This is a genomic window from Flavobacterium sp. LHD-80, assembly GCF_030929605.1.
Classification (GTDB): Bacteria; Bacteroidota; Bacteroidia; order Flavobacteriales; family Flavobacteriaceae; genus Flavobacterium.
This window is the reverse complement of the sequence record NZ_JAVFVS010000004.1, coordinates 31,220-47,134: the sequence shown is the minus strand read 5'-3', so window position 1 is coordinate 47,134 and position 15,915 is coordinate 31,220. Positions and strand designations below refer to the sequence as shown.

Annotated in this window: 13 protein-coding genes and 1 tRNA gene; 10 read left to right on the top strand and 4 right to left on the bottom strand. The window is 31.3% G+C overall.

Annotation, left to right across the window (positions count from 1 at the left end):
* Positions 1–23 precede the first annotated feature (23 nt).
* From rnr to RB619_RS04740, 3 genes are read left to right on the top strand one after another with little or no spacing between them, the layout of a single operon-like run.
* Entirely contained in the window at positions 24–2,204 is a 2,181-nt protein-coding gene (rnr, locus tag RB619_RS04750) for a ribonuclease R (RefSeq protein WP_308094825.1), read from the top strand.
* Positions 2,205–2,227: 23 nt separating this feature from the next.
* Positions 2,228–2,896, top strand: coding sequence for a head GIN domain-containing protein (locus tag RB619_RS04745; protein WP_308094823.1), 669 nt, complete (start codon positions 2,228–2,230; stop codon positions 2,894–2,896).
* Positions 2,897–2,902: 6 nt separating this feature from the next.
* Positions 2,903–3,583 carry a LysE family transporter gene (locus tag RB619_RS04740; protein WP_308094820.1) on the top strand — a complete coding sequence of 227 codons (681 nt, stop codon included), beginning with the start codon at positions 2,903–2,905 and terminating at the stop codon, positions 3,581–3,583.
* A gap of 349 nt (positions 3,584–3,932) precedes the next feature.
* On the opposite strand, the gene RB619_RS04735 is transcribed toward RB619_RS04740, so the two are convergent.
* A tRNA-Cys gene (locus RB619_RS04735) sits at positions 3,933–4,003 on the bottom strand.
* A gap of 94 nt (positions 4,004–4,097) precedes the next feature.
* Entirely contained in the window at positions 4,098–4,457 is a 360-nt protein-coding gene (folB, locus tag RB619_RS04730) for a dihydroneopterin aldolase (protein ID WP_308094817.1), read from the bottom strand.
* 107 nt (positions 4,458–4,564) lie between these two features.
* Between folB and RB619_RS04725 the strand changes: the two genes are divergently transcribed.
* The 5 genes from RB619_RS04725 to RB619_RS04705 all read left to right on the top strand — a co-directional run bounded on the left by RB619_RS04725 (position 4,565) and on the right by RB619_RS04705 (position 9,146).
* The gene (locus RB619_RS04725; protein WP_308094815.1) at positions 4,565–6,682 is read left to right on the top strand and encodes a glutamine--tRNA ligase/YqeY domain fusion protein; all 2,118 of its coding nucleotides are present in this window, start codon (positions 4,565–4,567) and stop codon (positions 6,680–6,682) included.
* 884 nt (positions 6,683–7,566) lie between these two features.
* Complete coding sequence (locus RB619_RS04720) at positions 7,567–8,046, top strand: hypothetical protein (RefSeq protein WP_308094811.1); 480 nt, start codon at positions 7,567–7,569, stop codon at positions 8,044–8,046.
* 90 nt (positions 8,047–8,136) lie between these two features.
* The gene (locus tag RB619_RS04715; protein ID WP_308094807.1) at positions 8,137–8,463 is read left to right on the top strand and encodes a YtxH domain-containing protein; all 327 of its coding nucleotides are present in this window, start codon (positions 8,137–8,139) and stop codon (positions 8,461–8,463) included.
* Between the two features lie 72 nt (positions 8,464–8,535).
* The gene (locus RB619_RS04710) at positions 8,536–8,886 is read left to right on the top strand and encodes a competence protein (protein ID WP_308094804.1); all 351 of its coding nucleotides are present in this window, start codon (positions 8,536–8,538) and stop codon (positions 8,884–8,886) included.
* 5 nt (positions 8,887–8,891) lie between these two features.
* The gene (locus RB619_RS04705; protein ID WP_308094801.1) at positions 8,892–9,146 is read left to right on the top strand and encodes a DUF6327 family protein; all 255 of its coding nucleotides are present in this window, start codon (positions 8,892–8,894) and stop codon (positions 9,144–9,146) included.
* A gap of 14 nt (positions 9,147–9,160) precedes the next feature.
* On the opposite strand, the gene RB619_RS04700 is transcribed toward RB619_RS04705, so the two are convergent.
* On the bottom strand, positions 9,161–10,141 hold the full coding sequence (locus tag RB619_RS04700; RefSeq protein ID WP_308094799.1) for an SPFH domain-containing protein: 981 nt from the start codon (positions 10,139–10,141) through the stop codon (positions 9,161–9,163).
* 135 nt (positions 10,142–10,276) lie between these two features.
* On the bottom strand, positions 10,277–11,782 hold the full coding sequence (gltX, locus tag RB619_RS04695) for a glutamate--tRNA ligase (protein WP_308094797.1): 1,506 nt from the start codon (positions 11,780–11,782) through the stop codon (positions 10,277–10,279).
* A gap of 164 nt (positions 11,783–11,946) precedes the next feature.
* Between gltX and RB619_RS04690 the strand changes: the two genes are divergently transcribed.
* Together RB619_RS04690 and ybeY are read left to right on the top strand one after the other, a co-directional pair.
* Complete coding sequence (locus RB619_RS04690; protein WP_308094794.1) at positions 11,947–15,339, top strand: DUF4175 family protein; 3,393 nt, start codon at positions 11,947–11,949, stop codon at positions 15,337–15,339.
* Positions 15,336–15,755, top strand: coding sequence for an rRNA maturation RNase YbeY (gene ybeY, locus RB619_RS04685; RefSeq protein WP_308094791.1), 420 nt, complete (start codon positions 15,336–15,338; stop codon positions 15,753–15,755). Before RB619_RS04690 ends, ybeY begins: the two co-directional genes overlap by 4 nt.
* Positions 15,756–15,915: the final 160 nt, after the last annotated feature.

Sequence of the window (15,915 nt, the reverse complement as noted above, 5' to 3'; positions counted from 1 at the left end):
TTAAACCTTATAAGAAAAGATATATGAGTAAGAAAATTAGAAAGCCGATAAAAAAAGAGAAAGATTTCTCTAGTAAGATAGTAAAAATTTTATCGCAAAGTGCTAATAAACCATTCAATTATAAACAAATAGCTGCAAAGCTTGAACTTGATGATACCAATAGCAGAAATCAGATTATTAAAGATTTGAAAATTCTTGCTGCTCAAAAGAAGATTATTGAAACTGAACCTGGAAAATATTTGATCAAAGCAATTAGTCAAGATTATTACGAAGGAACGATAGATATGACGAGCAGAAAAACGGCTTATTTTATTTGTCCCGATTTTGCAGAAGATGTTTTTATTCCGACAAATAATTTGAATCGTGCTTTAGATAAAGACAAAGTAAAGGTTTATGTTTATAACCGAAGAAAAGGAAAAAGACCTGAAGGTGAAGTAATTGAAGTTATAGAAAGAGATAAAACAGAATTTGTTGGAGTTATTGACATTCAGGCAAATTTTGCTTTTGTTTCGACTGCAAATCCTAAAATGTATACCGATATTTTTATTCCAAAGGATAAAATGGATGAAGCAGAAAATGGTGATGTTGTTTTAGTTAAGATTGAAGACTGGCCAAAAAGAGCTGATAGTCCGTTTGGATCTGTAATCAGAGTTTTAGGAAAACCAGGAGAACATAATACTGAGATTCATGCTATTTTAGCAGAATACGGATTGCCATCTGATTTTCCAGTTGAAGTTGAAGTGTACGCACAAAAATTAGACACTTCAATTCAGGAATCTGAAATTGCAAAACGTCGTGATATGCGTGATACGCTAACGTTTACGATAGATCCAAAAGATGCAAAAGATTTTGATGATGCGTTGTCTTTCAAAAAGTTAGAAAACGGAAATTTCGAAATTGGAATTCATATTGCCGATGTTTCGTATTATTTGGAAGAAGGAACAATCCTAGATGATGAAGCCTATCAAAGAGCAACTTCAGTTTATTTAGTAGATAGAGTAGTGCCAATGCTTCCAGAAGTTTTATCTAATTTTGCCTGTTCACTTCGTCCGAATGAAGAGAAATATACTTTCTCTGCAGTATTTGAAGTTTCACCAACTTCACAAGTTATTAACCAATGGTTTGGAAGAACAGTAATTTATTCCGATCAGCGTTTTGCTTATGAAGAAGCGCAATATATCATTGAAACAAAAGACAATACAATTCCGGTTGATATTTCTATTACTGGTGAATCTTACGTTGTTTCAGATGAAATTGTTGAAGCGACTTTGAAATTGGATGAATTAGCTAAGATTTTAAGAAAGAAAAGAATGCAGAATGGTGCTATTTCTTTTGATAAAGTAGAAGTGAAATTCAACTTAGATGCGGAAGGAGAACCAGAAGGCGTGTATTTCAAAATTTCAAAAGATGCGAATCATTTGATTGAAGAATTCATGCTTTTAGCTAATAGAAAAGTGGCAGAATACATTGGTAAACAAAAGAAAACATTTGTTTACCGTATTCACGACGAACCAAATGAAGACAAATTAATTGCAATGGCAACTGTAATTGCTAAATTTGGTTATAAAATAGATTTCCGTAATAAAGGCGATATTTCAAAATCATTGAATGCTTTGATGGAAGAGGTAAATGGAAAAAAAGAGCAAAACTTAATTGATACTCTTGCTATTAGAAGTATGAGTAAAGCCAAATATTCGACAGATAATATTGGTCATTACGGTTTAGCTTTTGATTATTACAGCCATTTTACATCGCCAATTCGTCGTTATCCAGACGTTATGGTACACAGATTGTTGCAATATTATCTAGATGGAGGAGCTTCTGTAGACGAAGAAACATACGAAACAAAATGTCTACATTGTTCAAATATGGAAAGTTTAGCAACAAATGCTGAGCGTGACAGTATCAAATACATGCAGGTTAAATACATGCAGGATCATCAGGATGAAGAATTCTTGGGTGTTATTTCTGGTGTTACAGAATGGGGAATTTATGTTGAAATCGTTTCGAATAAATGCGAAGGAATGGTAAGAATCAGAGAAATAAAAGATGATTATTATACTTTCGATGAAAAACAATATGCTTTGGTTGGAGCAACTTCAAACAGCATTTTGCAATTGGGAGACGAAATTTATGTTAAAGTAAAAAATGCCGATTTAGTTAAAAAACAACTGGATTTCCATTTTTTAAGAAGAGCCGAATAAGTATTAATTAAAAAAATAAAAGTATGAAAAAGCTAATTATAGGAGCAGTAATTTTATTTGTTCAAATGTCTTTTGGTCAGGTTACTAAAGACTTAGGTGATTTTGATACCGTAAAAGTATTTGATAAGTTAAGTGTAAAATTAGTTCAGTCATCTGAAAATAAAATTGTTATAAAAGGAGCAAGAGAATCTGAAGTAGAAGCCGTAAATAAAAATGGAACTTTGAAATTAAGAATGCCTTTTCCAAAGCTTTTATCAGGAAATGATCTTGATATTACGCTATATTACAAACATATCGAGCTTATAGATGTAAACGAAGGAGCAGAGGTTAAAAGCAGTGAAGCCATCAAAGCAACTTCATTTAAAGTAAGTGCCCAGGAAGGTGGTTTAATTACTGTTGAACTAGATGTTGATAAACTAAAAGTAAGTTCAGTTTCTGGAGGAGAAATTACTTTGACAGGAAAAGCTTCAAATCAAGATGCAAGTTTAGGAGCTGGCGGTTATTTGCTGGCAAGTAAATTAGCTACGTCTCAAACTACTGTAAGCGTTTCTGCGGGAGGAAAAGCAGATGTGAATGCATCAACCCTTGTTGACGCAAAAGTAAGCGCAGGAGGCTCTATTTACATTTATGGAAAACCTAGACAAATAAACCAAAAAACAGTTTTTGGTGGTAAAATTGAAGAAGTAAAATAATTTTTGATGATAAATGATATTCTGGCTGGACTGCCATGGGGACTTGTTCTAAGCTTTATGGTAGGTCCGGTATTTTTTGTTTTATTAGAAACCAGTATTACAAAAGGTTTTAGATCTGCAATTGTATTTGATTTTGGAGTGGTTTTAGGCGATATATTTTTTATCGCTATCGCGTATTTAGGAAGTTACAGACTGATTTCGAGCTTAAAAGATAAACCAGCTCTTTTTATTTTTGGAGGTATAATAATGCTTTCTTATGGTATTATTTCTTTTGTAAAATTGAAGAAAGAAGAAAAAATTAATGATGAAGAAATTGATCGTGATATCTTAAAAAGAAACTACGGAAGTTTGTTTGTAAAAGGTTTTTTACTCAACGTTATCAACATTGGAGTTCTTGGTTTTTGGCTGGCTGTGATTATTTCTGTTGGACCAAAGTTAGAAATGCAAAACTCAAGAATGATTACATTTTTTACTGCAGTAATTTTAACTTATTTATTTGTGGATTGTCTTAAAATACTATTAGCTAAACAATTAAAATCTAAAATGACACCAACTAATATATTAAAAATCAAAAAAGGAATTAGTGTAGTTTTAATGGTTTTTGGATTTGTTTTAATGATTCAAGGATGGTTTCCAAAAGAAAAAGAAATGGTTAAGAACGCTTTTGAAAAGATTGAAAATAAGTAGTTGTTAATAACTCAAAAATAGATAATTAAGCCTCTGAATTTCAGAGGTTTTTTTGTGTTTATAATTGTTGGTTTTTAAATTTTTGTAAAGTTGTTATATACAGTTGTCATTTCGAGGAACGAGAAATCTTTGCAAGTAACTCCGTAATAATTGTCCAATCTTTGTAGAGCTTCTCGTGAAGATTTCTCGTTCCTCGAAATGACAAGATTGTGGAAAAATTAGGTATAAAAAACTCCAAGTTTCCTTTAAGGTTTTAGAGGCATCGTCCGGATTCGAACGTAAATCTTTATCTAATCTTTTCTAAAAATTAAACATAAAAAAAAGAGACACATTTCTGTATCTCTTTTTGAGGCATCGTCCGGATTCGAACCGGAGTAGGAGCTTTTGCAGAGCCCAGCCTAGCCGCTCGGCCACGACGCCATTGCTTGAACGGATGGCAAAAGTAACTAAAATCTTTAAAATTCAAAAGTTTCATATGAAGTATTTTGAAAAAATACGATTTTAGTTTTAAAAATTACTTTCTAATTTCCGTCATTTTTATGGTAACTGTTTCAACATCACCACCAATAGGCGGATTAATTTTAGAAACCCAAACTGTAGTTTTTTCTACCATTTCTATTTCAGCAAGTACACGAATATTGATTCTTTTGGCCACATGTTCCAATAAATGGGAACGAATTGCCATTTCTTCTTCAACAATTTTATTCAAATGTACGTAATCAACAGTGTCTAAAAGATGATCTGTTTCTGCCGATTTTTGAAGATTTGTTTTAATTTTTAGATCAACAGTATAATTAGATCCAATTTTTCCTTCTTCAATTAAACATCCGTGGTATGAAAAAGTACGAATGTTTTTTAGTTTTATAACTCCCATTTTTATATTGTTTCACGTTTAAAGTTTCAGGTTATGCGCCACTTAAATAACTTTAAACCTGAAACCTGAAACCTTTTTTTTATCTTTGCTAAAATTACTATAAAATAATGGCATCAGAAGAGAAATCACTCAATTTTATTGAACAAATCATAGAGGAAGATTTAAAATCAGGTCTTTCACAAAACAAACTTCATTTTCGTTTTCCACCAGAACCAAATGGTTATTTACATATTGGTCATGCAAGTTCTATTGCATTAAATTTTGGTTTAGGAATTGATTATCAGTCACCTGTAAATTTACGTTTTGACGATACGAATCCTGAAAAAGAAGAACAGGAATTTGTTGATGCTATTAAAAAAGATGTTGAATGGCTGGGTTATACTTGGGCAGAAGAACGTTATGCATCAGATTATTTTCAACAATTGTACGATTGGGCCGTTTTGTTAATTAAAAAAGATAAAGCTTATGTTGACAGTCAATCTTCTGAAGAAATGGCAACTCAAAAAGGAACGCCAACAACTACAGGAACTGACAGTCCATACAGAAATCGTTCTGTTGAAGAAAACTTAGATTTATTCGAAAGAATGAAAAACGGTGAATTTGAGGCTGGTACACATATTCTTCGTGCAAAAATTGACATGAAATCAACAAATATGTTGATGCGTGATCCAATTATGTATAGAATTTTACACAAGCATCACCATAGAACGGGAGATGCCTGGAAAATCTACCCAATGTACGATTGGGCACACGGACAAAGTGATTATTTAGAAGCAATTTCACACTCATTTTGTACACTTGAATTCTTGCCTCATCGTGAATTATACGATTGGTTTTTAGATCAAATTATTGATGAAAATGAGATTCGTCCAAAGCAAAGAGAATTTGCAAGACGTAACCTATCACATACTGTTGTTAGTAAAAGAAAATTACAGCAACTAGTTAAAGAAAAGCATGTTAACGGTTGGGATGATCCTAGAATGTCAACAATTTCTGGATTGCGACGACGTGGTTATACAGCTACTTCTTTACGTAATTTTGCTAATACAATTGGTATTGCAAAACGTGATAATTTAATAAATGTATCAGTTTTAGAATTCTGTATTCGTGAAGATTTGAACAAAATTGCACCTCGCGTAATGGCTGTTTTAGATCCTGTAAAATTGGTAATTACAAATTATCCGGAAGGAAAAGAAGAATGGCTAGAAGCTGAAAATAATCAGGAAGATGAAAATGCTGGTTTCAGAAAAGTACCGTTTTCTCGTGAATTATATATCGAAAGAGAAGACTTTTTAGAAGAAGCTCCAGCTAAATTTTTCCGTTTGACTTTAGGAAAAGAAGTGCGTCTTAAAAATGCTTATATCATTAAAGGTGAATCTGTTATAAAAGATGAAAACGGAAATATTACTGAAATTCATGTAACTTATGATACAGATTCTTTAAGCGGAAGCGGAACAGAATCAAGTCAAAGAAAAGTATCTGGAACATTACACTGGGTTTCAATTCAGCATGCACTTGAAGCAGAAGTTCGTTTGTACGATCGTTTGTTTACAGATGAAGCTCCGGACAGTTATAAAGAGAAAAATTTCTTAGATTTTGTGAATCCAAATTCGTTAGAAATTGTAACCGGATTTGTTGAACCAAGTTTAGCAACAGTTCAAAATGAAGATAAATTTCAGTTTCAACGTTTAGGTTATTTTACTGTTGATAAAGACTCAACTTCTTCAAAATTAGTATTTAACAAAACTGTTGGATTAAAAGATGCCTGGGAAGAAAAAGGCAAAAAAGAAGAAAACAGCATCAATAATTCTTTGAAAGATATCAATAAATATTTCAAAGTTGAGACAAAACCAGAGCGTATTGCAATTGAAAGCGCAATAGGGGAGAACATTAAAAATATCTCTACTTTTTCACTTTTGCAGAATTCTTTGAAGAAGAATATCAATAATAATAAGGCTTCACTGTTGTTTTCTCAGTTTATTTTAAAATATTCAAACTGGAAATCTACAGATTTTGAAGAAGAAGATATTAAGAAATTATATTCAATGTCTTTAAAAAGTGAATCAACTTATGTTCGATCAAAAGCACTTTTAAATTTAAGAGATCTTGAAAACGAAAGTTTCAAAAATCAGTTTGATGATGAAATTTTGAAATTATATTCAAATCCTCCAAAAAATGCATCAGAAAGAGAAATTGAAATTTTATCTGAAATGGTAAAAATATAAAATAATTAGAATCTATGGAAAAGCGCTTTTTATAAGCGCTTTTTTTATTATTTAGTTTTTCTATCAAAATTAAAAAATATATAAATATTTTAGATTAAAAATAACCTTCATAAATTGATTTTAAGCTAATTTTTTATTTCTTCCGATATAGAACTCATCTTTTATAAAATAATTAAATTAAAGCCTTAATTTTAATTTTAGACCTGAATTTAGTACTCGTAAAGGCTTATTAACACTGAATTGTTTATAACCTTAATTTTTAAATTCATTTTTGTAATTAGATGAAATTACATCTTTAAAAATTTATTGAATCTTAAAATATAAATTTTATTTATTAATTTTTAAATTTTACAAGTTTTTATTAATAATAAGTTTAATCTATTTTAAAATTAAATTCAATAGATGATTTATCGTAAAAATGACCTTCATAAATCTATTTTAAGCTCATTTTTTTATTACTTCGATACATAACTCATTTTTTGAGTTATTGTTTATTTAGTGTCTTTATTTAACTTTTTGCTGTTATTTTTGTCAGTTTAACGGGTTGTTAACATACAATTGTTTATAAAGTTGCTATTTTTAACTCAATACTAAAAATCAGAGATGATTTTTATAAAAATTAAAATTTGCCGTTACAGAAACGAAACTGAAATTTATTGGTTTTAAAAACTCGTGATTTTTACTGCAGTAGATTTTCAATATTGATTTCTTGAAAAGACAATTTTATGTTCTCATTTTTATTGTGATATACTTTTGATAATATTTCGCGTAAAAGGTATTTTTCAAATTATATCATAATGACAAAATTCCATAATATTGAATTTGTGTTAAGCTTTAGTTTTTAAATTTCAAATCTGATCATTTTTAATTTAAATCTAATAATCATGAAAATTTTATATTTTACGCTAGCAATTTTATTTGCAAATGTTGCAATTTCTCAGACACATCAAATTACAAAACACAATGGTGAACAGCTTGATGTTAATTTCATTAAAAACGAAAATGGTTTAATTTACTATTCAGTAAACGGAAGTTCGGAAGAGGTAAAAATAAGTAAACATGCCGTTTCATCTATTACAAATAAACAAACAAAACAAACGCAAAAGGTTTCAGATAAGATAGTTGTAGATTCAAAAGACGATTACAAAATGGTAACTGTTCTGCCTCAAGAAAAGACAATAGGACTGAAACAGGCAGCTAGTTTTACTGGAGTTTCGACAAGGACAAAGGGTGAACCGCCAATTGCAAATCAGAACCAGACTGCTATGAGAATCAAAACAAAATCGGCTTCAAGTGGATATCCATTTGTAAGTATTGTTCAAAAGGCAGATGGTAAATATGAAGCTGTTGCTTATATGTATTAATTGTATTGTTAAATTTTTGTAAATAACATTTATTCAGTAATTTATATTTTAAAAAAGTTTACCTTTATTACTCATTTAAATTTTAATATTATGTCAAAGAACTTAAATACTGCAGCCGCAATTTTAGCTGCTGCCGCTGCTGGTGCAGCTATCGGAATTTTATTTGCCCCAGACAAAGGATCTAAAACTCGTGCAAAATTAAAAGAAGGTATAGATGATGCTACGCATAATTTAAAGGATTCTCTTTCTGCAAGTTCTGAAGTACTTCGTGAAAAATATAAAGGAGCAACGCAAAATCTTGATGGAACATTAAATGAGTTGCTTTCTAATGTAAGCCATAAAACTGAAGAGGTAATCACTTTTTTAGAATCTAAATTGGCCGATTTAAAAGCACAGAACGCTAAACTTCAAAAATAATATCATTCTCAAAACACATTACTTGATTATTTTTATGAAAAGTAATGTGTTTTTTTATTTAAAATCATCATTATGGCTTTTGAAGAATTAAAAGAAAACACTGAAAATATTCAAGATCAGGCTAAAGAATATATTGAAAGTCATTTAGCATATTATAAACTTTGGGGTTTTAAAGTAGCAATGAAATCTACTACTTTAATTTTTAAGTTTACCTTGATTTTGGTTTGTTTTACAATGGTTTTAATTTTTGGATCTTTTGCAGCAGCGTACGCTTTTGGCAGTTTGTTTGAAAGCAATGCTCTTGGATTTTTGACAGTAGGAGGGATCTATTTGGTTTTTACCATTTTACTTTTCTTTGTAAAAGACAAGTTTGTTGAAGGACCAATTTTAGAGAAATTTTCAGAAATCTTTTTTAATGATTAAGAATTATGGAAAAGAAAAAATACTCATCGTATGCAGAACTTGACAGAGATCTGGAAATTTTGAAATTGGAAAAAGAGATAAATTATCAGAAATTAGTTTTAAGTATTCAAAGAACTAAAGAGAGCATAACACCACAAAAAATTGTAAATGGTTTTGTTTCCTCTTACACAGATTACTTTAAAAAATCATATCCAAAAATTTTACAGTCTATTATACCTTTTGTTATCAATTGGTTTATCAATAAAAAAAGAGGCAATTAAAGCCTCTTTTTTTATTAAGTATTTTGTGGTTGAATATCATCTTCATAACCAGATTGTGGTGGAGTTGGTTTGTGTTTTTCAACTTTTTTGTAATTCTTTTTCATCATTTCACCAACTTGATTTGATGCTGTAAAGGAAGCAACCATATTATTTAACATGTCACTTCCGGCTTGTGGAGAATTAGGAAGCAAGATTAAATTAGAATTTGCATCGGCTCCAATTGCTTGTAAAGTATCATAATGTTGCGTAACGACAATTAGGGCAGAAGCTTCTTGCGAATTGATTCCAACATTGTTTAAAACTTCAACACTTTCTACTAGACCTCTTGCAATTTCACGACGCTGATCTGCAATACCTTGACCCTGTAAACGTTTACTTTCGGCTTCTGCTTTTGCTTTTGCAACAATTCTGATTCTTGAACTTTCAGCTTCAAATTCAGCAGCAGTTTTTTCTCTGTCAGCAGCGTTGATTCTGTTCATTGCATTTTTAACTTGAATATCTGGATCAATATCTGTTACCAAAGTATTGATAATATCATATCCATAAGTTGTCATTGCTTCGTTCAATTCTCTTTTTACAGCAATTGCGATATCATCTTTTCTTTCAAAAACATCATCCAATTTTAGCTTTGGAACTTCGGCACGAACAACATCAAATACATAAGCAGTGATTTGATCATGAGGATATTCTAGTTTATAAAACGCATCATATACTTTATCCTGAATAACTTTAAACTGTACCGAAACTTTCATTTTGATAAAAACGTTGTCTCTAGTTTTGGTTTCGATGATAACATCTAATTGTTGAATTTTAAGATTTACACGTCCGGCCAATCTGTCAACTAACGGAATTTTAAGTTGTAATCCTGAATTACGAACACTGTGAAATTTCCCAAATCTTTCGATTATGACAGAACTTTGTTGTTTTACAGTAAAGAAAGATGACAAGAAAATAAATAATCCGAAGACTATTAAAATAATAAATGCTGTACCCATGGTGATAATTAATTTAGATTTTTGATCTCGTAAATTACGAAAATTCTTCTAAAATAAAATTTTAAAACATTAAAAAAACGCTAAGAACATTTGTTTGATGTTTCTTAGCGTTTCTATTTTTGAATTGAATTTTAATTATAAAGTAGCTATCGCTTTCTGAATTCTCGAAATAGTTTCTTCTTTTCCGATGATCTCAACAATGTCAAATAGATGAGGACCTTTAAGAGCGCCAACCAAACTCAAACGGAAAGGTTGCATCACTTTACCCATTCCAATTTCGTTTTTAGTCAACCAATCTTTTACGATTGCTTCGATATTTGCTGAATCAAATCCATCAATATATTCAAGAGTTGAAATCAATTCCTGCATTAAAGCCGGAGTTTCTTCCTTCCAGTTTTTGCTTGCTTTTTCATCGTAAGTTGTTGGTGCCTGGAAAAAGAAATCGGTTAAATCCCAAAATTCTGAAACGAAATGAGCTCTTTCTTTAATCAAAGAAACGATTCTTGTAACGTCATATTTTGAAACGTCAACACCTTTTTCAACCAAAATAGGAGAGAAGCTCTTCGCTAAATCAGCATCATTTTGTTTTATTAAATATTGGTGATTGAACCATTTGTTTTTCTCCGGATCAAATTTAGCTCCCGCTTTATGAACACGGCTTAAGTCGAAAGCTTCAACTAATTCTTCTAAAGAATATAATTCCTTATCCGTTCCGTCATTCCAACCTAATAAAGCAAGGAAGTTTACAACCGCTTCCGGGAAAAATCCTTTTTCTCTGTAACCAGATGAAATGCCTTCTTCCGTTTTCCATTCAAGTGGAAACACAGGAAATCCTAATTTATCACCATCTCTTTTAGATAATTTTCCGTTTCCAACAGGTTTTAAAATCAAAGGTAAATGTGCAAATTCCGGAGCATCCCAACCAAAAGCTCTGTATAATAAAGCGTGAAGAGGCATAGATGGCAACCATTCTTCACCACGAATTACGTGTGAAGTTTCCATCAAATGATCATCAACAATATTCGCTAAATGGTAGGTTGGCATTCCGTCACTTTTAAACAAAACTTTATCATCAAGTAAACTTGTTTCGAACTTAACATCACCACGAATAATATCTTTTAAATGTAAAGTTTCATCAACCGGAGTTTTAAAACGAATCACATAATGTTCTCCATTTGCGATTCTTTTCGAAACTTCTTCTGCAGAAATTACCAAAGATGTATCTAACTTTTCACGAATGGTATGATTGTAAATAAATGTTTTTCCTTCCGCTTCTTGTTCTTTTCTCAAAGCATCAAGAGCTTCCGGAGTGTCAAAAGCATAATACGCCCAACCCGAATTGATCAATTCATCTGCATATTTTTGGTACAAATGTTTACGATCACTTTGTCTGTACGGACCAAATTTTTCATTTTTTCCAACGGTTTCTTCAGGAGAAATTCCTAACCATTCAAGCGCTTCCATAATATAGGCTTCGGCTCCTGGAACAAAACGGGTCTGATCTGTATCTTCAATTCTTAGATAAAAAACACCGTTATGTTTTTTTGCAAATAAATAATTAAATAGGGCAGTACGAACTCCGCCAATATGTAATGGTCCAGTCGGACTTGGTGCAAAACGCACGCGAACTTGCTTTGACATTTGTATAAATTTTGTTGCAAAGATACGATATTAGTCAAAAGCCAAAAGTCGAAAGTCTGAAAGGTTTTTAGTTGTGTGCTAAACTTTTGACTTTCGACTTTTGACTTTCAGACTTATCGTTATAATTAGTACTTTTATGGGTTATAATTAAAAGAGATTTTATTTTGAAAACATCATCTGCAATATATCAGAAGTTAGAAGGATTTATAAAGAAATATTATATGAACGAATTGATAAAAGGAGCACTTCTTTTTATTGGTTTCGGACTTTTGTATTTTCTTTTTACCCTTTTTATAGAATATTTTCTTTGGCTAAAACCAGTTGGAAGAACTCTTTTATTCTGGATATTTATTGCAGTAGAAGTTTTCCTGTTGTTTCGATTTATCTTATTTCCAATTTTTAAGTTATTTAAACTTCAAAAGGGAATCGATTATAATCAGGCTTCGGCTATTATTGGAAATCATTTTACAGAAGTAAGTGATAAACTGACGAACTTCTTACAGCTTTCTTCTAATGAAAATTCGGCTGAAAGTTCAGAATTAATGTTGGCTTCTATAGAACAAAAAGCAAATTCACTGCAACCAATTCCGTTTGGAAATGCTATCAATTTTAATTCAAATAAAAAGTATTTACCGTTGGCTTTGATTCCGGTTTTATTGTTTGCAGTATTTTTTGTTTCTGGAAATAGTAATATCATTTCGCAAAGTTTTAATAGAGTAGTACATTTCAATTCCGCTTTTTTACCACCGGCTCCTTTCAAATTTGTGGTTTTAAATGACAAACTTCAGACAGAACAAAACAAAGATTTTATTGTAAAAGTTGAAACTGAAGGAAAAATTGTGCCAGAAAACGTAATGATTCATATTGGGGATGAAAGCTATTTTATGGAATCTTCTCAAACTGGAAAGTTCGAATTCAAGATTGAAAAACCAACTTCTGATATTGCTTTTTCTTTCGAAGGAAATTCAGTTTCATCAAATGAATATGAATTAAAAGTTATTACAGTTCCATCAATTGCGAATTTCGAAATGATTTTGAATTTTCCATCGTACCTAAAAAAGAAATCAGAAACCATTCAAGGAACCGGAAATGCGATCGTACCAGAAGGAACAATTGTAACTTGGAAAATGAAAACACAGTCGACTCAAGAGGTAGTTTGGAAAGATGAAAACTTGATTTTGAAGTTTAACAAGGCCGAAAACGAGTTTAAATTGGCTAAAAATATCAATCAAAATACAGAATATCAAATTCTTACTTCTAATAATAAGGTTAAAAATTACGAGAAATTAGACTATCAACTGTCAGTTATCAAAGATCAGCATCCAACAATTGCAGTTTCGCCAGCTCCGGATAGTTTAAAGTTAGATAAAAATTATGTTTTAGGAAGGTTGGGTGACGACTACGGTTTATCAAAATTGCAGATTATTTATTACGAACACGGCAAACCACAAACTGCAAAACGAGGAACCATTCCTGTAAAGCAAGCAGTTTTTGATCAGTTCGTTTTTAACTTTCCAAGTAATCTTGCAGTAGAAGAAGGAGTATCGTATGAATACTATTTTGAAGTTTTTGATAACGATGCATTGCACGGATTTAAAAGCACAAAGTCTTCTACATTTTCAGATCGAGTTGCTACAACAGATGAAATTCAGGATGCCGAATTGCAACAGCAAAATGCAAATATTAATAGTTTGTCGAAGTCATTAAAGAATCAGGAAAAGCAATTTTCTGATATGGACAAACTAAAAAATACCGGAAAAGAAAAAGATAATTTAGAGTTTAAAGATCAGCAAAAAGTAAATGATTTTATCAAACGTCAAAAACAGCAAGACGAGATGATGAAGCAGTTTGCTGAAAAAATGAACAAAAATTTAGACAAATACAATACCGATAAGAAAGATAAAACTGCCGAAGATTTACAAAAGCGTTTAGATAATGCCGAGAAAGATTTAGAAAAGAATCAGAAATTAATGGATGAGTTGAAGAACTTAAACGACAAATTAAACAGCGAAGAGTTGTTTGATAAGATGGAAAAGTTCAAACAAATCAGCAAAAATCAATCTCGTAATTTAGAACAATTAGTGGAATTGACCAAGCGTTTTTATGTAGAAAAGAAAGCAGAGCAAGTTGCAGAGAAGCTAAATAAGTTGGCAGAAAAACAAGAAGAGCTTTCTAATAAAGATGCTGAAAACACAAAAGAGAAGCAAGACGATATCAATAAATCATTTGATAAAATCCAGGAAGATCTTAAAGATTTGAAAGACGAAAACAATACTTTAAAATCTCCTTTGGATATTCCGAAAGATGCTTCAAAAGAAAAAGATGTAGAGAATGATTTGAACAAAGCTTCGGATGAATTAAATAAAAAGAATACTTCTTCGGCTAAGCCAAAACAAAAAAGTGCTTCAAAGAAAATGAAGTCAATGGCAGAACAAATGAGTTCAACTATGGAAGGCGGAGAACAAGAACAATTGGAAGAAGATGTTGCAATGCTTCGTCAGATTCTGGATAACCTTTTAGCATTTTCATTATCTCAGGAAGATGTAATGAAACAATTTAAATCGATGAAATTGGGTTCTTCTGCATATACGAAGAATATCAAAATTCAGCAGAATTTAAAACAACAGTTCCGTCATGTCGATGATAGTTTGTTTGCAATGTCTCTTAGAAATCCAAAAATTGCAGAAGATGTAACTAAGGAAATTGGGAACGTACAATATAGTATGGACAAAGCAATTGAAGTTTTAACCGATGTTCAAATCCCAAAAGGAGTTTCGCATCAGCAATACGCTGTTTCGTCTGCAAACAAATTAGCCGATTTTTTAAGTGATCTTTTAAACAATATGCAGATGCAAATGTCTAAACCGGGAATGGGAAAACCAAAACCAGGAGACGGACAAGGAATGCAATTACCAGATATTATTCAAAAGCAAAAAGGTCTTGCCGATAAAATGAAGGATGGAATGAAGCAAGGAGATAAACCCGGAACTGGTCAGCAAGGAAAAACTGGAGATGGAAAACCAGGTCAAGAAGGTCAGCAAGGGAAGGATGGCAATGGAAAAGACGGAAAGAATGGTCAAGGCAAAAACGGACAAGGAAGTAAAGAAGGAGGAAATGGTAAGGATGGAAATGAAGGAAATGATGGAGAAGGAGATGCCGAAAAGATAATGGAGATTTACAAAGAGCAAGTGAAACTTCGTGAAGCTTTGCAAAAAGAGTTAGCTAAAAAAGGTTTAGACGCTCAAGGAAAAAATGTAATTGATCAAATGAAAGCTTCAGAAAAGCAGATTTTAAATAAAGGTTTTAAGAATGAGAACCTGCAAAGAATTTTAAATATTCAGCAAGAATTATTAAAATTAAACAATGCAGTTCAGGAACAAGGTCAAGATACGAAACGTCAATCAGAAACAAATAAGGCTGAATTTTCGAATCGTTCAAATGCTTTACCAAGCTCATTAACTGATTATTTAAATAGTGTAGAAATTTTAAATAGACAATCGCTACCTTTGCGCTCGAATTTTAATCAAAAGGTTCAAGAATATTTTAATACAAAATGATAAACTTTAATTACGAAACCGAATTTTCTTTAAACAACGAACAAGCTTTTACAGATTGGTTGAGCGCAGTTATTGTTTCTGAAAAGAAGAACGAGGGAGAAATAAATTATATTTTTTGTGATGATGAATACCTGCATAAAATAAATGTTGAGTATTTAAACCACGACACACTAACTGATATTATCAGTTTTGATTATACAGTTGGTAACGAATTAAACGGAGATATTTTTGTTTCTGTTGAAAGAGTAGAAGACAACGCAAAAGATTTTAATGTTTCTTTTGAAGAAGAATTGAAACGCGTTCTTGCTCACGGTATATTACATTACTGTGGATATAAAGATAAAAGCGATGCCGATGCAGAACTTATGCGTTCAAAAGAAGATGAAAAGATTGCGATGTTTCACGTGGAACAGTAATTAAACATCTAAAAGAAAAGATATATATGTTCCACGTGAAACATGTAATTGAAGTAAATTGTTTTGTGTTCCACGTGAAACGTTTCTTTTTTTTTGAAAATTGGTCCTCAAAAGTGTTTCACGTGAAACATCTTGCGTTTAGTTTTCGATTTTAAAAGAA